Genomic DNA, 17,799 nt, shown 5'->3' with positions numbered 1-17,799 from the left:
ATATCAGAGGCGATAATTCGCCGCTCTTGTGTGGCTTCTCGGTGAACTTGACAGCAAATAATGCGGTTCGATGGATACCAAGCTTAAGGTGTGATCGATCAACGCGATCTACCTGCGCCTGACTCGTCGCTGCGCAGCCATGTCGAAGTCGATGAATCCTACTTCGAGCCCCAGCGCGCCATTCTCGGCGATGTCAGTCTCGACAGTGTCATGCTCTCCGGTCACTGACCCGGTTAATAAATCTTGGTTGATGTAGACTACGCCTCCTATGCCCATATTCGTTACTCGGACAATCATTTCACTCGAGGCAATAACTATATCAATGGTCTCGACTCGTTCTGGAGTTTCGCTACCACGCGGCGACTCGCCGGCTGCGACAGAATACGCTCGAAAACCTTCTATCTCAATTTAAAGAGACAGAGTTTCGCTTCAACAACAGACGTGAGAATCTCCGTTGTGTGCTGTCGAAACCGCTCCGCGAAGACCAATTATAGTTAACTCTTCTTCGGCGGATCATTGTTTATTATGATTTCAACCGACTAATACGGCATCATGCAGTTTTAAAATTCCCTGAGGGCGGTATTCTTCGTCTACGACGACAAGGGAGGTTATTTTCTGATCGAGCATGATCATTTCTGCCTCGGCGAATTTAGTCTTCCCACAAACGGTCATTGGCTCAGGTGTCATAATATCCTTCGCGCAAAGGTCATTAATTTCATCATGGGAAAACAGAGAACGACGCAAGTCTCCATCGGTGATAATGCCTTGCAACCTGCCTTTCTCCACCACGACAGACGTTCCAAGCCCGCCTTTTGTCATCTCCACAATTACATCCCGAATGCTGTCTCGAGGGCTATTGGTCGGTAAATCACGATGCATGACGTCGTTAACCGTCGTCAGCAATCTACGTCCAAGGCTTCCACCGGGATGAAAAACCGCGAAATCATCGGGCTTGAAATCTCGCCGGTTAATCAGCGCGACGGCGAGGGCGTCTCCCATAGCCAGAGCTACCGTCGTTGACGTCGTCGGGGCCAGATTGTTTGGACAGACCTCTCGTTGGACCGACACATCCAAAACAACATCTGCATTTTTTGCCAGAGTCGATTCCTTATTGCCAACTAGCGCAATAATCGATGTCCCAAAGTGACGCAACGAAGGAATTAAACGGATGACCTCTTCAGTTTCCCCGCTGTAGGAAATAAGGATTGCGAGGTCTTGGTTGGTTATCATCCCAAGGTCACCGTGATATGCCTCGGCGGGATGAACAGAAAAACTGGGTGTTCCGGTAGACGCTAACGTTGCAGCTATTTTCTGACCAATTATACCGGACTTGCCCATCCCAGAGACAATCACACGCCCTTTTCCATTGAGAATCATCGAAACCGCTTGCTCGAACTCAACGCCGACAGCTTCTCCGGTAGTGCGCAAAGCGGTTGCCTGTTCTGCAAAGACCTCCTTGGCTGTCTCGATGGCGGACACTTCGTTTTCCTTGGGTACGGATTTCACTGTGCGACTCCACTCATTACGGATGAGAAACCTGCAACGGAGCAGAGGACATCGCCTCGCCCCCGAGCAATCAGGATTGCGTCGGCAAGTTCCCGAAATGCTCCCTGTCCGCCCGGCAGGGTAAGCACGTCTGTTGCAAAAGATCGAACGTATGCCGGCGCATCAGCGACCGCATAAGACCGGCCACATTCGGAGAACAGGGGAATATCAATAACATCATCTCCGACACACACCGTTTCCTCGGGACCTGCGCCCGATGACACCATGAGCTCACGGGCCACGGAAGCCTTATCCTTGATACCGAATCGGCATAGGCTAATGCCAAGGTCACTGACTCTTCGTTGCAATGCAGGGGAGTCCCGACCAGAGACTACCGCGACTTTTATCCCGCATTCTTCCAGCAACCGTATTCCCAGACCATCACGCACATTGAAGCGCTTCTGGCATTCCCCTTGGTCGTTGTAATAGAGGCCACCGTCTGTCAGGACGCCATCCACATCCGTGATAACCAGCTTTACATCCTCAAGTCTCGCTGGTTGCGGCAGAACGGACCCAAGCATCAGCGCCCGTACGCGCTCCAGGCATTCGGGGGTATCCACCCCAGGAGCAGTGGGCTCCACCTGAAAGGCCCGAATCCGTATACCGGCGTGTAACAGTCGCAACTGCTCCAGCTTTTCCAAGCGCTCGATCTCAGGCACAGGAAGCGTCGAGTATTTCATGAGGACAGACCGGCTGTACGCGTAGACTCCTACATGCTTCCGGTATTCTGTGTGTCCTTCACCGTCTCTCGGATACGGGATGGGCGAACGGCTGAAGTACAGCGCATCGCCTCCTTCACCCAGCACAACCTTTACCGTGCTCGGATTCTCGGCCTCGTCATGACCGATCGGATGGCACAAGGTGCCGACTTCGATACCGTCACCCGCAATCATTCCCTTGCACAGCATTTCGACATCCGACGGCCTTACCAGCGGTTCGTCACCCTGCAGGTTCACGTAGACATCCGCTTCCACATGGTCCATGACTTCAACCAGTCGATCCGTCCCCGAAGGATGCTGGATCGACGTCATGACACATTGGCCGCCGAAGCCTTCCACCGCCTCTGCAACACGGGCATCGTCCGTTGCTACCAGAACACGATCAGAGGATGGCACCTCGCACGCCCGTTCGTAGACGTGCTGGATCATCGGCTTACCATTGAGATCCGCCAGAGGTTTTCCTGGCAACCGGGACGAGCCGTATCTCGCCGGAATGACGATAGCAACTCGAGTTTTCCGAAGACTCAAGAGATCGAACTCCTGACTTAGCTGATATCCAAGGGAGGGAAAGATTTCACAAGGTCATCCATGGCCTTGATCTGCGAAAGAAAGGGCTCCAACTGATCGAGAGGTAACGCGCTGGGACCGTCACATTTTGCCTCATCTGGATTCGGGTGCGCCTCGATGAACAGCCCAGCCAGGCCGACGCCTATTCCCGCGCGGGCTAGATCCAAGACTTGCTTGCGACGACCACCCGACGCCGCCCCGCCCGGATCCCTTTGTTGAAGGGCATGTGTAACGTCGAAAATGACAGGTAGATCACCACAAGTTTCCTTCATCACGCCGAATCCGAGCATATCGACGACCAGATTGTCATAACCGAAGCAAGTTCCTCTGTCGCATATGATCAGATTATCGTTTCCCGCTTCCTTGAACTTTTCTACAATATGTACAACCTGAAGAGGACTTATAAACTGCGGCTTCTTAATATTGACAGGGCGTCCCGTCTTTGCCAAAGCTACCACTAGATCAGTTTGCCTTGCCAAAAACGCAGGCAATTGTATAACGTCAGCAACTTCTGCGACTTTATCTGCCTGCCACGGTTCGTGAATATCAGTCAGTACAGGAACATTGAACTCAGATTTAACAGACTGGAGAATCCTCAACCCTTCATCAATGCCGGGACCACGATAAGAATGATATGATGATCTGTTGGCTTTATCAAAACTCCCTTTGAATACGTAAGGCACTGATAAGCGCTCACAAATATTTAGATATTTCTCACAAGAAGAAAGCGCAAAGTCCCTCGATTCAAGAACATTGACGCCACCAAAAAGGACAAACGTTTTCTCATTGTCCAGCTCAACACAAGACCCTACTGAAACCATTTTTATCGTCTCCAGAAGTTTCAAACGCATCGGCGGGGTCATTTAGAAATGAAATGAATTCACTGACTACCTGATCCTTGTCGTTTGCCCGGAAGGAAATCCTTGCCGCCAACTCCACTCTCTCCCTGACGGATTTTTCATTGTCGACATCAACGAGATACCTTTCCATATAGAAATTCGCGAACTTATTGTAATCAGACTGCTCTACATCGACATTTACCGCCTGAGTTACAACTTCTTTAATATCTTTCATTGAAGCCTTCCACGCGATAGCATCTACATCACTGGGTCCGAGCGTGACGACATTAACTCCCGCCGCGACCGCTTGCAGCCCCACGCCAGAATTTATCGTAACCACCGCTCGCGCATTCTTCACCAATGACCACGTGTCCGAATCCGAATGGGAAACGCCTTCTCTCATAACCGCTTTACTTAAGGCTGCATCTATCAGAGGATCTTTACATAGCGGATGCTTCTTAAAAACTACAGGAACTCCAATTTCCCCAAACAATTCCGCCATACTATTTATAAGATTTTCAACAGGAATAAAGCACTCTTCCAAGCCACGAGTACTCTGTAAAGGAACAAAAACATAATCAGAAGCACACGGGCCAATACCAGAAGAGCCCTTATACTTGTCTCCCCCTTCAGTCTCGTAGAACGACGTTAAAACCTTAATGCCGCGATCATAATCAGGCCAACCACCAATGTTCACGGCTCTGAAGTCCGTGAGGCTGCTTAACACAGATGAGCCGTAATAGCCCACGGGATCAATAGATACCTTACCACCCAGACCAAGATCTTTTATATGCCAATTACCTTTTCCTCCAGATTTTGTAAAGAAGGTAAGGGCGGGGTCGCTCATTTCTGGGCACACATTAAGGAAATATTGATGCCGAGGAATGAGCCGAAGAGTGTCGGATTTTCTAAGAGATTCAAACAATCTACTGTATATGCTTCTTACAGCATCCCAGTTCCGTGCCCGTAACCCGCTGGAGTCCCAAGCCGCGTAAAAATGAGGGGGAACAAAAAAATGTATCAAATTACCTCCCGATCCGATTGCCTCCATTTCTTCGAAAGGAAGCAGCTCATTACGGCATGCCATTTCGCACACATCCTTTAAAGGGCTTGTGCGCTCCAGAGCCTCATTAAGTTGCTTCACTGCCCGACGCCCTGAAGCCGCTCCTAAAACCTTATTTCGGAGGAAAATATCAACCGCAGACTTTAGGTCTCTTAGCTTTACAAGGTCGCGGAAACCGTCTATTACTTTTTCCGTATCATCAGAAGATAACTTATCGATGCAGCGGTTATATACCTGTAAAACTCTTTCCCTACGACCCCCCACGGCGGCCAACCTTAGATTAGCTACCGTATCGACCTGCTCCACCGCAAGCTTTTTAATCAGCCGTTCAGAATAGCCCCTATTTAAGACGTTTCCTTTTTTCCAGAGCATTCTCTTTATTAGCTTATCAGAAACCTCATGATTTCTTTTTCTGAAAACCCAGTGCAGAGATCCGGCAATCCCAACTTCACCAACCACATCCAACCTGTTTATGCTGTCGGATTTTGCGCTTCCTCTGGAAAGAGCGGCTCTCATTATACAAGTGGAAACATACAGGTTTCGATTTTCTTTTATTTTATTAGCAAGAAAGGTCTTGCACCGAGTTAACAAAGATGCTTTCTTGGCGCTACTCCCCATTGCCCGATCTCTTAAACTCTCTTTTTTCCGCGCCGGTTTCGAAGAAGTTTTCCCGAGATAAGCCTTTAACCACTTCTGCTGATCCGTGCGCAATTCATACAGCTCGCTCTTGCCAAACTGCCTTGCGATGGTGATAACTTTTTCGGCTGGGTCTTCGATGAAGGAAAAACATTCGTTTTTAAGATAATTGTTTTTTTCTTTATAAGTGGATAATAGGCTTAATGGAGAGTTACTTAGAAGCTCAACCAGCTCTTCCCCAGATCTAGCAACAGGACCGATGAAGGATTCCCTTGAAACCTCTATAGACTCGCTTGTAAGATTTTCTTTTCCTAACAGGCTGGTATAGTTTTTACGAAAAAGAATAACTGGTTTTCCGCAGTATATAGCGTCAAAAATAAATCCGCTATAATCTGATATTACGATATCGGAAGCTTCTATTTGAGAGGCGGAGTTGTCGCGGACACCCACTCCAACATCCAGCGGTATAGCGCCAACTTTTTCGATTTCCCGAGATAGGGAGTTGTGATGAGGCCTAACGAGCACGTTGAAAGAATGTTTTAGCGTTTCAACAACTTTTAGAAATTCGTCAAAATTTGATAACCCCCCCCAAGTCGGGGCATACAAGAGCGTCATTTTGCCTGCGCCCGCCTTTGCCATTGCTGAGAAATGACGACCTTGCAGACTTATTCTCGGATGCCCGACAACAAATGAAGGGCAAAAATACTCTAAACGTCGTTTTGAGTAGTCACCGTATACTAAAGCAGCATCAAAACCAGCGTGCCAAGCACCATATTGGTGACGCTCTTTGGTCATGCTGTATTGCAAGGAAAACACCTTTGTGGTTTTGAATGCGTGGGCTCCGAAAAAATCTGTTTGAGAAAATATACATGCAAGAACGCCATCCAGAGACACTATTTTTTTTTCGTGAATTATCAGTGTCTCTAAGATTAACTCTGACTCAAGGGAGTCGATCATCGAAAGCAAGTCGTCGGAATCCCTATTTGACGGAATTATTAATACTGGCCTAAAACATTTCTTTATAATATTGTAAAAATGAGAGACTTGGAATCGGTTCCAGGCGATAAATCCATACCTTTCTACAGGGTTTGATCCCGCGAATTGGTCGCTCTCCGATCTGGTTATTACCTTATCTGTCACGGGAAAGTGTCCTTGAGAACCAAGCGCTCTCGATTAACGACAAAAGCACACTCTGATCAACGTTGGTCATATTTTGATCAGACCGTCCTCGAGTATACATTTCCGCACAAAGATTCTTTATATTTTCGATCGTCCCGCAGTAATCTTTGATAATACTGGAGACAGCAACCTTCTCATTAAGTCGGCGAAATTCCGTTGTTAACAAAGTCAGCTCTGCATTGTTCGCCAATAACTGTTGCGCCAACCTTTCCAATCGCCCGTCATCAAAGTTCGCATTTAGCTCTAAAACTGCAGGCATGGTAAACGCACACGCCAACCCATGAGGCACTCCAAAATGCGCGGTGAGCGGATACGAGATCGAGTGGCACAAGGCAGTCCGGGTATGGCTGATCGCCAACCCGGCTAACAGGCTAGCCTCGCTCATCTGGTCCCGCTCTCCCTGTCCGCCGGTTCCCTCAAACAGCTTGGGAAGTGCAGCGAATCCCAGTTGGAGCGCCCGGGTGGCGAAATCCAGGGTTATCGGGATCGCGTTCTTGTTCCAGATGGACTCTGCGGCCTGATTGATTGCGTCCAGGCCTGTGGAAAGTGTCACTTCAGGTGGCACAGTGTCGGTCAGCGCCGGGTCCACATAGGCCGCATGGGGGAACATTGCAGGCCCCGCCAGGGAGTGTTTTTTCTTGGTTTCGTGGTCCCACACCGTGGCAAAGGGTGTTACCTCGCTGCCGGTACCTGACGTGGTGGGGATCGCGTACACAGGCTTTGGCTGGGCATCCTTGTGCAGATCCGGGTTGGCAAGCAGGTCTGCCAGGGTTTTCCCCGTACCGGCGTCGGACAAGGCGATGGCCAGTACCTTGGCTGCGTCCATGGCGCTGCCGCCCCCGAAGGCGATGATGGCGTCGAAGGGCTTGCCCGCCAGACGGTCGATTTCCCCTTGCAGGTAATGCAGGCCTGGGTTTTCGGTAACAGTGTCCAGCCAGTTGTGGCCGGTGGCGGCGGCAATTGCTCCCAGGTGTGGATCCTCGGTGAATTGCTTTCGGCCGCGTTGGGTTGAGACGATCAAACAACGGCGGCTACCGATTTCCTCGGGCAGTTTGGCGCGTACGTCGCGGCCGAAGTGGATGCGCACCGGGTTGTGGAAGGACCAGGATTTTGCCGGGGAATATGGTGGTTTGATGTCATCTAGTTCGGGCATTTTGGATGGTTATCCGTGGGTTGGATGGTTCCATTTTGGCGGAGTACACCGCGTGCATTCGCGTTGCTTATGCACCCTACGAAGAGATGCTCCTGAGGCGTTCGGTGAAAAGGCGCTTGTTTTCGGCCGGGGTTTCTTTTGGGCGGCCGAGGTCGGCGCGGGCGCCGGGTTTGACGTGGACTTCCAGGAACGTGGGGCCCTTGGCCTGGAGGAGTTCGGTAACGGCGTTGCGAATATCGGCTTCGCTGGTGACTGGGCCCAGAACGGTCTTGTAGCCGCAGGCACGGGCCACATCGGTGAGGCTGATGTCAAAACCGACCGTGGGCTGGCCCCCCACCGAGCCGTGCACGCCATTGTTCAGGACCACGTGCACGAAGTTCTCCGCGTCGCTGGTGCCGACGGTGGCGAGGCCGCCCATGTGCATCAGCGCCGCGCCATCGCCGTCGAGACACACTACCGGTGAATCGCGCTTGGTCAGCGCGATGCCCAAGGCAATCTGCGATGAGTGCCCCATGCAGCCGACCGTAAGGAAATCACTTGCGCGGTCCTGGCTGGCCCGTTCGCGCTGCTCATAGAGTTCCCGCGAAATGTGGCCGGTGGTGGAAACGACGGTGGCTGCGGGTGGCAGGGTGCCGGTCACTACTTCAATGGCCTGTTCCCGCTCCAACAGGTCATCACCGCGCGGCGTCGGCTGGCGGAGTTCTTCCGCCTTGCCGAACGCGCCCTTGCGTACAAGGATTGCAACCGGAGCGCTGCGCTCTCGGGCCTTCTCAACGGCGGCGCGGGCGATGCGGTCGGCTTCCTGGGCATTGCCGTCCAGCACTTCGAACGGAATTTCCATTGACTCCAACATGGCCGGGGAAACGCGCCCCTGCTTGACGTGCTGGGGTTCGTCCTTGACGCCGGGTTCGCCGCGCCAACCGATCAGCAGCACCAGCGGAATGCCGTAGACCTCCTTGTCCGCCAGCGACAACAGCGGGTTCACCGTGTTGCCCAGACCCGAGTTCTGCAAGTAGACCAGCGGGATACCGTCCGTGGCCAAGTGCACGCCGGCTGCGATGCCGACCGCGGTACCTTCGTTGGCGGCGATCAGGTGTCGATCTGCGGGCAGTGCAGCGTCGGCGAAGGCGCAGAATTCCTTGAGCAGGGAATCCGGCACGCCGACCGCGAAGTTGACGCCACTCTCGGCCAATGCTTCATAGAATGCCTTGGGTGAAATCACAGCCAGTCCCCCTCCGGAATGAGGGTCAGCACGTCCTTGATCGACAGCAACCGGTCATCGGCTTCCTGGGATCGGCCGTTGGTGAGGATGGAGCGGGCGGTCTCCAGCATGGCTGGGTAGGCGCTGCGCAAAAGCTGGTTGGCGTAGATCACGACATCCACGCCCATCTTTTCCAACTCATGGTCATAAACGTGGTTGTAGCTGGAGGGCACGGCGATCAATGGCACTTTGGTGTCGAACTTGCTGAACTCGGCGCAGAACGCGGCGATTTCATCGACGGTCTTCTGCCTGCTGTGGATCATGATGCCGTCGGCACCGGCGGCGATGTAGGCTCTGGCACGCTCCACGGCATCATCGAGACCCTTGTCCAGGATCAGGCTCTCGATGCGGGCAATGATCATGAAGTCGCTGGTGACCTTTGCCCGCTTGCCCACCTCGATCTTCTCGCAGAACTCTTCGATGGTGGCCTGGGTCTGAGCCACTTCGGTGCCGAACAGCGAGTTCTTTTTCGCGCCCACCTTGTCCTCAATGATGGCGGCCGACACGCCAAAGCGTTCCAGCGTGCGCACCGTAAAGGCAAAGTGTTCGGGCCGCCCTCCAGTATCGGCGTCATAGATGATCGGCTTGGTGGTCACCTCGACGATGTCGTTCAGCGTCTGCATGCGGGAGGTAACGTCCACCGCCTCGATATCCGGTTTTCCCTTGGCGGTGGAGTCGGTAAGGCTGGAGAGCCACATGCCATCGAATTGCAGACGCTGGCCGTCCTTGTCCTCATGGATGTTCTCGACAATAAGCCCGGTGAGGCCATTGTGAGCTTCCATGAAACGCACCAGAGGCTTGGCGTCGATGATGCGGCGAAGCAGGCTCAAGCGCTGGCCAGGCGTGACGCCGTAGGACTTCACGCTGGTGTTCAATTGCGTGGAAGAGATGTCGGGCGTGTACGCCACCTCAACCAGTTCGCCACCCCATTCGGCAAGGGCATCGATCACCCGCTGCCGGGTCTGCTTTTGCACACCCTGACGCCAGTCATCACCGTGCACCACGTAATCGGGTTTGACTTGCCGGAGGTTCGGGACGTAATCCAGCGTGTCCTGGGCAATGACTTCATCGACACCCTTGAGGTTTTCAACCACCTGTTTGCGCTGCTCGAAGGTCATGTGTGGCAGGCGCTTGTAGCTGGCAATGGCCCTATCGGTCAGCAGGCCAACCACCACGCGGCCGAGCTTGCGAGCCTCGGACAAAATGTTCAGGTGGCCGGGGTGGACGAGGTCGGCGCTCATGCCGACGTAAACGGTTTTTCCTTGGTCAGTCACGTTATTGAGGTCTCACTTTGCAGGTTGTTGGTTCATTAAATTGAAATAAAAACACGATATTTTGGGCGCTATTGTTGGGGAATAGCATCCGCAATAGGTGGTCAGTCGAAATGTCTCTGTTCAGGGTTGCTTTTCCGAGACGGATGACGCCGCGTGGATCCGCCGTGACACGGGCGTTGGACCATTTCGATAGCGGAGTACACCGCGTGGATTCGCTTCGCTTAATCCACCCTACGAGATGACGAGGCTACGGGGCTATTCGACGGCTGGGGTCAGGCGTACCAAGGGCGCGTCGGCTTCGTCTACCAGCAGATAAAGGAAGCCATCGGGGCCTTCGCGGACGTCGCGGACTCGCCAACCTTCTTCCTCAAGCAGTGCCTGTTCGTCGATGATCGTGTCGCCGGAAAGCTCCAGTCGGGTCAGGTTTTCCTGCACGAGCGAGCCGATAAACACGCTGTCCTGCCAGGCCGGGAATGCATCGCCTTCATAGAAGCTCATGCCGGACGGGGCGAATGATTCCTCGTCCCAGAAGTAGATCGGTTCGATGAAACCATCGCCCGGTGACGGATCTGGGGCGAAGGGTTCATCACTACCGTAGGTGCGCCCGTAGCTCACTTCCGGCCAACCGTAGTTGCTGTCGGTGGTCGGCGCGACCGGCAGGATGTTCACTTCATCGCCGGCGCGGGGCCCGTGATCGGCTATCCAAATCTCCGTGGTGGCCGGATTGATGGCCATGCCCTGGGTGTTGCGGTGACCATAGGACCAGATGGCCATTGTCTCGCCGTCATTGTCCGTGAACGGGTTGTCGGCCGGTATCGATCCATCCAGGTTCAGGCGGAGAACCTTGCCGTGATGGCCATTGAGGTCCTGCGCGCTGTCCGGGTCTCGCCGGTCACCGACTGTCATGAAAAGCCTGTCGTTGCCGTCAATGACGATGCGGGAACCGAAATGCCCGTCCCGGACATCGGTGAACGGTGTTGCGGTAAATAGCACCTCAAAGTCGGTCAGTTCGTCGGAGCCGGGTTCCAGTCGCCCTCGACCGAGTTCGGTTGTCAGCTCTCCCTCGCTGTTCGACACAGCGTAGGTGAGATACACGTAGGGCTGGTTCGCGAAATCCGGGTGCAGGGCAATGTCCAATAAGCCACCCTGGCCGCCAGCGGCGACCTCGGGAACGCCGGCGATTTCCGTCATCACACCGTCGCCGCTCAGGGAGACGCGCTGCAGACGTCCTGGACGCTCCGTAACCAGTGCCTCGTCGCCACCGGGCAGGAAGGCCAGTGCCCAGGGGTGTTCGAGGCAGCCTGCAAGCAGTTCCACCGAGAACGCCTCACCGGCAGCCTCACCACCGTCGGTGATGCGGTCGGCGTTTTCGAAACTTTCGCAGCCGGATGACGGAGACGAAGATCCGCTGGAACCGCCACTGAGACATGCTGTCAGGGCTAAAGCTGCGGCGATGGGCGATAGCAGTTTCAGGAGCTGGGTACGCATGGCGCCTCCCGGGGGTTCACATTCGTTACGGATCACACCGCGTGGATTTGCCGTGAACCATGAGCGGTGGACCATGTTCGTGGCGGAGTACACCGCGTGGATCCGCTGCGCTTGATCCACCCTACGCGGGCCGCGGGCGATGGTGGCGCCGGACCCGTACGCGCGGTGTGAGGCGCGTCAGGCCTGCACCCAGTTTTCGACCAGTAGGCCACCAACGCGGTCGAACTCGCGCGTGTTATTGGTGACGACGGTAAGCCCCTGGCTTCGGGCGTGTGCGGCGATCATGAAATCGTAGGCACCGATGGGCTGCCCGTCGGACTCCAGCGCTGCGCGGATCTGCCCGAAGTGCCCGGCAGCACGGGTATCGAACGGCAGAACGTCGAGCCGGGCCAGGAAACCTTCCACCTGTTCAAGATTGCCGGCCGGGGCGCTGGATTTTTCGACGCCGTAGTACAGTTCCGCAGCAACAACGGACGATGTGCAAAGCTGTGCAGCGTGCCGGTTGAATCGGTCACGGACCTGTGGCGGACGCTGCTTCAGCACGTAAATGCAGATGTTGGTGTCCAGCATGTAGCGCAGCATGAAACGCTCCCTGTTTCAGCCTGCCGGGCGGTTATTTAAAGGTCGTCACGCGCCTGGGCAGGAGGCTGCTGGCGGTCGGACATGAAATCGTCGCTCACCCCGGGGCCGTCGAAAAAGTCGTCCCAACCGGCGTCAACAGGCGTGATCAGCCGCGCCCGACCGATACGCCGCACCTCCACCCGACGGACGCCATCGGGCAGCGCCATGTCCTTTGGCAGCCTCACGGCCTGGTTGCGGTTGTTCATGAAGATGCTTGCCTGGCTCATCGCGCATTTACCGTCTGATGCTCGATATACGCTTGAGTATAGCGCGTGTATATGTTGTTGACATATACAGTCACGTGATTTGGGCTGCTTGCTGGCCGGAGCGGATTCCGGGCTGATCACACTGCGTGCATTCGCTGCGCTCAATGCACCCTGCGCGGGCCTGATGCGCGGGATAATTCGTACGGATGACACCGCGTGGGTTCGCCGTGGACCGCGGGCGTTGGAGCATTTTCATGGCGGCGTACACCGCGTGGATCCGCTTCGCTTGATCCACCCTACGAGGGCCAATTTTAGCCATGGGGCCCGGGCTATTGGGCGGCGATATTTTTTGTTCGGGCACGCTACCGCCTGGGGTGTACCCCCATGAAATTGCGGTGTTGCCGGCGTGGCGCCGTTCGGGACGGATCACACCGCGTGCATTCGCTTCGCTTAATGCACCCTACGCTGCCGGGGGCTTCCCAACGGGGATCACACCGCGTGGATCCGCTGCGCTTGATCCACCCTACGAACCCCCTAAAAGCCAACCGCGTTATCGGGCGATGGCGGCTTCGTCGAGGGTGATACGTTGCGTCTGCTGCATGATGTTGAGCAGCACGATCACGCGGTCCTCACCCTTTCTTGCGTGGAAGATCGCCTCATGGCCGGCGAAGGCCCCGGTTTCAATGGTCACTTTCGTGCCCGGCGCAATCGTATTCTGGCCGGTGAGATCGACACAGCAATCTGTGCCCTGCAGGCGACAGCGAATGTCGTGGATCATCCGTCCGGGCACCGCGACGGCCCGGCCACCAAAGCGAACCAGCCCCGCGACACCAAGCGTTGAACGGATCGGCGCCCAGTTTTCGGCTACATCGTCCAGATGCACGAACAGGTAACGCGGGAACAGCGATTCGATGACCGTGCAGACCTTGCCGCGGCGACGTTTGCGGACCTTGGCCAGCGGCCGCAAAACCTCGAAACCCTGCGCCGCCAGGTTGAATTCGGCACGTTCGTCCTGCAGCGGCTTGCATTGTGCGGCGTACCAGCGTTTCACGCTTTTTCCTCCGCCGGCTGCTGCTCAAGTTCGCGCTGCAATTCGGCGATCTCGCCGAGCAGCGCCTGTCGTTCCAGTTCCTTGCGCTTGATGAAACGAACCGCCAGGGCGGTTTTCTCGCGCAGCCCGCTGGGCGTGAGCTTGTACATATACGCCCGCTTGTTCTTGCTGTTGCGGAAGTTGGCCGCCTTGAGCAGGCCCTTCTCGATCAGCGCCTGCAGGCAGTAGTTGGTGCGCCCCAGGCTCACGCCCAGCAGCCCCGCCAGTTCGCGCTGGGTGAGCTGCGGGTTGTCCTGCACATGCTTCAGGGCCTTGAAGCGGAGGTCATCGGTGAGCAAGGGGGGGCACCAAGGCGTTTGTTCAATGAGTGAACGGAAGGGTAGTCGTGTTCTGGAGGTTACGCAAGACGGCGGGTGATGGCACCACATTCTACGGGATCACACCGCGTGCATTCGCTGCGCTTAATACACCCTACGAATCCCGATCGCGGCCCGGTGCCGCGTGGTACCGCGTAGGGCGGATCAAGCGCAGCGGATCCGCGCGGTGTGACTTGTTGGCGGGGAAACGAAGGTTTTCGGACAAGAAAGGTGTTCGCACCACGCAAGGCCGGAGCGAGCGGCTGCCGGCTTCGTAGGGCGGATCGAGCGCAGCGGATCCGCGCGGTGTGATCCGCTGGCAGAATCGCAGCGCCTTATAGGGTTTAGAAGCTGACGGTAACAACGCCGCGCAGGTCGCCTGGCTTGATGCCGTCACCGAGGCTGGGTTCGGCCACCACGGCCTCGATGCCTGCCTCGAATCGGTCAGTAAAACGGTAGCCGCCCTGCAGACCGACAACGATATCAAGTTCGCCCCGCTTTTCACGCGTACCGCGAACCCGGGCGATGCCCAACCGGCCGCCGACGTAGAATCCACCCTGACTCACCCAGCTCTGCCGGTAGAAGATGCCGTTCGAGGTGATCTGCCGGTCACGGCCCTCGTCCGGGATTTCCGGCTTGGAGAGCGAGCGCGCATGTTCAAAACCCAGCTCGAACAGCCAGCGGCCATCCCAGTCGTTCTCGATCAGCGCGCGGTAGGTGATCTGAACCGCGCCGCTGGTGCCATTGCTGCCACCGGAATCATACGTCTGCATGCCGGCCGCGAGGCCGACGCCGATGCTGGTCTCCACTTCAGGGAATCGGTCATCGGCATGGGTAGCGTTCATGGTGACGAGCGCGATAACGATAATCGCGAGGACGGGCAGGTGGTTTATCTGTCGTGGCATGGCGGCGTGATTCGTGATTGTCGTTATTTGCGGTGTTGCGGGCGAAGGCCGCGATAGTGGCATGGCACCTTTTTATTTGCATTCAAAGCAAGCCTAGTGGAGTTGGCCCCCGGTTGCGAGACGTTGTCTTCGTAGGGTGGATCGAGCGAAGCGGATCCGCGCCGTGTGATCAGGGACGGGACAACGAAGGTTTTCGGACCAGACACAGCCAGGGAAAGCCGTGGTGGCGTGGTAACCGAGAGCCTGTTGCCAACATCATGAGGGGTGACACCGCGTGCATTCGCTCCGCTTAATGCACCCTACGAGGCTGGCAGTCGACGATGTGTTCGTAGGGTGGATCGAGCGAAGCGGATCCGCGCGGTGTCATCCCTTGGCGATCCGGCACCGAGCGAGCCTGTATACTCCGGGCATGAGCGAGTTGCGCGATTCGACGATGGTGCTCGACCGTGTCCGTGAAGTGGTCTCGGCGGACGAGAACGTCCTGGTGGCAATTGTTTTCGGTTCTGTTGGTTCCGGTCACCATGGTCCCGAGAGCGATTTGGATGTCGCAGTGCTTGGCAGGTCACCCTTGTCAGCCGAACGGCGCGCACGCCTGATTCGGCAGTTGGCAGCGGAAGCAGGCCGGCCGGTGGATCTGGTGGACTTGCGCACCGCCGGGCTTCCGGTCCTGCGGTCCGCGCTGGCTGGCGGAAAACGGATTTTGTGCAAGGATCAGGCGGCTTACGCCGGGCTTGTCTCCAGAATGCTACTGGATAACGCCGACTTCGAACCCTACCGCAGTCGAATGCTTCAAGAGCGTCGTAACGCATGGATTCCGTGATCCTGGCGGAAAAGCTGGAGTCGTTACGTCGCTGCGTCAGACGGCTTGAGGAAAAACGTGCTGCGTCGGCCGACGCCCTGGCGGAGGACCCAGACCGGCAGGATATCCTGAGCCTGAACATCAGCCGGGCAGTACAACTCTGCGTGCATATGGCAGCACATGTGCTAAGCGACACCGACCAGCCAGCGCCGCAATCCATGGGCGAAGCGTTCGACCTTCTGGCCGCGGAAGGCGTAATCACACCGGAGGTCAGAGACCGGATGCGTGCTGCGGTCGGCTTCCGCAATGTGGCTGTTCACCAGTATCAGGACATCAACTGGGCCATCGTTCATGGCATAAGCCACGCGGGCCTGGAAGATTTCCGCCAATTCGCGAAAGCGATGTCGGGGCTTATCTAGTTCGGTTCGCGTTCCGGCGCTCGCTTGTCGCCAACGGACTGGACTCCGATGGCGTGGTTGGCCGCAGGCTTTTTCCTATCTTCTGGCCGAATGACACGGCGTGGATCCGCTGCGCTTGATCCACCCTACGCGGCCCGAGCCGGCCAAGCTTTCGTAGGGTGGATCAAGCGCAGCGGACCCGCGCGGTGTCCGCAATACTTTAGACGTACGTCTCACCCCTGCACTCCCATTGTGCGCGGCCTGGCCGTGGTCTGGCGGCTGACGGCCACCCCTTGTCCTGCCTGGCCTTGCTCGTAACTCTTTGGCAAAGCGTCAATTTGTTGTCGGGATTACGCCTTTCGATCGACCCCTAAAGTAGGCGCATCCAAACGGCCCGCCTCCGTATAGCGTCGGACTTAAGCGTGTCAGCTGACACGCTGGCTAACGGAAAACGAAAACAGGGGTGGGGACAATGAATACATCTGTTCGATACCTACTGCTCTGCCTTGCACTGGCCGTGCCGCTCGCACTGGCCGGATGCGGCGGCAGCAGCAGCGGCGGCAGCAGCTCGTCCGGGAGCGGCGACGACAATGGCCAGGTTGAGAATGGCGATGACGGCCTGGACGGCAACGGCGATAACGGTGGCGACAACGGCAACGGCGAGAATGGCGACGGGGACAACGGCGATGCGCCGGAAGGTCTCGCCGGGCCGCTGGACCCGGCGCAGACGCTGACGGCCTTCCTGCTCGAAGACATTCTTGCCGAGGGAATCATCCGCGATCTGGATACCGGTACCGGCGCGGAAGACGACCTGGCCGACGGCACAGTCTGCATTTCGCAGGGGCTTGCGGCGCTGGTCGATTCGCCGGACGCGCTGCTTGCCACATTTCTGGGCGATTATCAGCATCAGCAGAACGTCGCCGATCTGGACGAGGCGGCAGTGGATGCCGGGCGGCAACTGGATGTCGCCACCAACCGGTTCCTGGACGGCTTGCTGCTGGCCCTCGGCGGAAGCGGGACTTGCGGCGAGATGGTCGCTGCGCCGGATGAGATCGACGACATCGGGCTCGATAGCCTTGACGATCTGATCCTCTTCGCGCGCGGAGACACGTTCGCGGACATCACCACTGTCAATGCGCTGCAGGAGGTGCTTGAGGAGCTCTCCGTTCTGACCGAGGACCTGCGGGCTGAGATCGCGGGCAACGAGGAAACTGCCGACCTTTACCGAAACCTGATCGAAGTCGTAAACACCACGGTCCTGAACACCATTGCGGTGGTCGAGTTGATTGACGGCAACGAGTTCTTCGGGGATGTGCTCGAAGCCACCGGCGTTTTGATCGAGGATTTGCTCGACGGTCTACTCAACAACGTGTTGGGACTCGACGGTGAACTCGATGACATCGTCGACGACGATGCCCTGGCCGGCGTCCAGGCGATCCTGGACGATGTTGGCGCGGCGCTGCAGAGCGGTGATCCGGATCAGATTCTCGAGACGCTGACCGAATCGGTGGAAGGTGTTGTCGAAGACCTGCTGGGGACGGACGCGCTGGACCTGCTGGATGCGGGACTGCTGGAAGACATCCTCGATAACGACAGTCCGCTCGGCGAGGTCCTGGGGGACCTGTTGGAAGCTGACAGCAACCTGTTGGCCGACCTGCTTGGTCTGGTGGACGGCATCCTCGGTGGTCTGATCGATGATCTACTCGGGGGCCTGCTGGGCAACTGACCGGCACTACTTC

Annotated in this window: 17 protein-coding genes; 4 read left to right on the top strand and 13 right to left on the bottom strand. The window is 56.4% G+C overall.

Annotation, left to right across the window (positions count from 1 at the left end; all coding sequences use genetic code 11):
* Positions 1-90 precede the first annotated feature (90 nt).
* Positions 91-228, top strand: coding sequence for a hypothetical protein (locus M0534_RS11625; RefSeq protein WP_248568603.1), 138 nt, complete (start codon positions 91-93; stop codon positions 226-228).
* Between the two features lie 303 nt (positions 229-531).
* On the opposite strand, the gene M0534_RS11620 is transcribed toward M0534_RS11625, so the two are convergent.
* The 13 genes from M0534_RS11620 to M0534_RS11560 all read right to left on the bottom strand — a co-directional run bounded on the left by M0534_RS11620 (position 532) and on the right by M0534_RS11560 (position 14,863).
* On the bottom strand, positions 532-1,479 hold the full coding sequence (locus M0534_RS11620; protein ID WP_428348870.1) for a KpsF/GutQ family sugar-phosphate isomerase: 948 nt from the start codon (positions 1,477-1,479) through the stop codon (positions 532-534).
* A gap of 23 nt (positions 1,480-1,502) precedes the next feature.
* A complete protein-coding gene (kdsB, locus tag M0534_RS11615; RefSeq protein ID WP_248568601.1) occupies positions 1,503-2,792 on the bottom strand; it encodes a 3-deoxy-manno-octulosonate cytidylyltransferase in 1,290 nt (429 codons plus the stop codon).
* 17 nt (positions 2,793-2,809) lie between these two features.
* Complete coding sequence (kdsA, locus tag M0534_RS11610) at positions 2,810-3,652, bottom strand: 3-deoxy-8-phosphooctulonate synthase (protein ID WP_248568685.1); 843 nt, start codon at positions 3,650-3,652, stop codon at positions 2,810-2,812.
* The gene (locus tag M0534_RS11605; protein WP_248568600.1) at positions 3,627-6,326 is read right to left on the bottom strand and encodes a CDP-glycerol glycerophosphotransferase family protein; all 2,700 of its coding nucleotides are present in this window, start codon (positions 6,324-6,326) and stop codon (positions 3,627-3,629) included. Before M0534_RS11605 ends, kdsA begins: the two co-directional genes overlap by 26 nt.
* 172 nt (positions 6,327-6,498) lie before the next feature.
* The gene (locus M0534_RS11600) at positions 6,499-7,701 is read right to left on the bottom strand and encodes a phosphonoacetaldehyde reductase (RefSeq protein WP_248568599.1); all 1,203 of its coding nucleotides are present in this window, start codon (positions 7,699-7,701) and stop codon (positions 6,499-6,501) included.
* A gap of 76 nt (positions 7,702-7,777) precedes the next feature.
* Positions 7,778-8,923: a phosphonopyruvate decarboxylase gene (aepY, locus tag M0534_RS11595; protein WP_248568598.1), complete on the bottom strand. Its 1,146-nt coding sequence runs from the start codon at positions 8,921-8,923 to the stop codon at positions 7,778-7,780.
* Positions 8,920-10,203 carry a phosphoenolpyruvate mutase gene (gene aepX / locus M0534_RS11590; RefSeq protein ID WP_248568684.1) on the bottom strand — a complete coding sequence of 428 codons (1,284 nt, stop codon included), beginning with the start codon at positions 10,201-10,203 and terminating at the stop codon, positions 8,920-8,922. The genes aepY and aepX overlap by 4 nt, the downstream gene beginning before the upstream one ends.
* 288 nt (positions 10,204-10,491) lie before the next feature.
* A complete protein-coding gene (locus M0534_RS11585) occupies positions 10,492-11,724 on the bottom strand; it encodes a PQQ-dependent sugar dehydrogenase (protein WP_248568597.1) in 1,233 nt (410 codons plus the stop codon).
* Between the two features lie 177 nt (positions 11,725-11,901).
* Positions 11,902-12,306, bottom strand: coding sequence for a type II toxin-antitoxin system tRNA(fMet)-specific endonuclease VapC (gene vapC / locus M0534_RS11580; RefSeq protein ID WP_248568596.1), 405 nt, complete (start codon positions 12,304-12,306; stop codon positions 11,902-11,904).
* A 35-nt stretch (positions 12,307-12,341) separates the two neighbouring features.
* Positions 12,342-12,572: a type II toxin-antitoxin system VapB family antitoxin gene (gene vapB, locus M0534_RS11575; protein ID WP_248568595.1), complete on the bottom strand. Its 231-nt coding sequence runs from the start codon at positions 12,570-12,572 to the stop codon at positions 12,342-12,344.
* A 529-nt stretch (positions 12,573-13,101) separates the two neighbouring features.
* The gene (rfaH, locus tag M0534_RS11570) at positions 13,102-13,602 is read right to left on the bottom strand and encodes a transcription/translation regulatory transformer protein RfaH (protein ID WP_248568594.1); all 501 of its coding nucleotides are present in this window, start codon (positions 13,600-13,602) and stop codon (positions 13,102-13,104) included.
* Positions 13,599-13,940, bottom strand: a complete 342-nt coding sequence (locus tag M0534_RS11565; RefSeq protein WP_248568593.1) for a MarR family EPS-associated transcriptional regulator — start codon at positions 13,938-13,940, stop codon at positions 13,599-13,601. Before M0534_RS11565 ends, rfaH begins: the two co-directional genes overlap by 4 nt.
* A gap of 362 nt (positions 13,941-14,302) precedes the next feature.
* On the bottom strand, positions 14,303-14,863 hold the full coding sequence (locus M0534_RS11560; RefSeq protein ID WP_248568592.1) for a hypothetical protein: 561 nt from the start codon (positions 14,861-14,863) through the stop codon (positions 14,303-14,305).
* Between the two features lie 409 nt (positions 14,864-15,272).
* Between M0534_RS11560 and mntA the strand changes: the two genes are divergently transcribed.
* From mntA to M0534_RS11545, 3 genes are all read left to right on the top strand, one after another.
* Positions 15,273-15,683, top strand: a complete 411-nt coding sequence (gene mntA / locus M0534_RS11555; protein WP_248568591.1) for a type VII toxin-antitoxin system MntA family adenylyltransferase antitoxin — start codon at positions 15,273-15,275, stop codon at positions 15,681-15,683.
* Positions 15,671-16,081: a type VII toxin-antitoxin system HepT family RNase toxin gene (gene hepT / locus M0534_RS11550; protein WP_248568590.1), complete on the top strand. Its 411-nt coding sequence runs from the start codon at positions 15,671-15,673 to the stop codon at positions 16,079-16,081. The genes mntA and hepT overlap by 13 nt, the downstream gene beginning before the upstream one ends.
* 451 nt (positions 16,082-16,532) lie before the next feature.
* On the top strand, positions 16,533-17,786 hold the full coding sequence (locus M0534_RS11545) for a hypothetical protein (RefSeq protein ID WP_248568589.1): 1,254 nt from the start codon (positions 16,533-16,535) through the stop codon (positions 17,784-17,786).
* The last annotated feature ends 13 nt before the right edge of the window (positions 17,787-17,799 follow it).

This window comes from Methylonatrum kenyense, assembly GCF_023195885.1.
Classification (GTDB): Bacteria; Pseudomonadota; Gammaproteobacteria; order Nitrococcales; family Aquisalimonadaceae; genus Methylonatrum; species Methylonatrum kenyense.
Note: the sequence above shows the minus strand (reverse complement) of the source record. Positions and strands in the feature narration are given on the sequence as shown.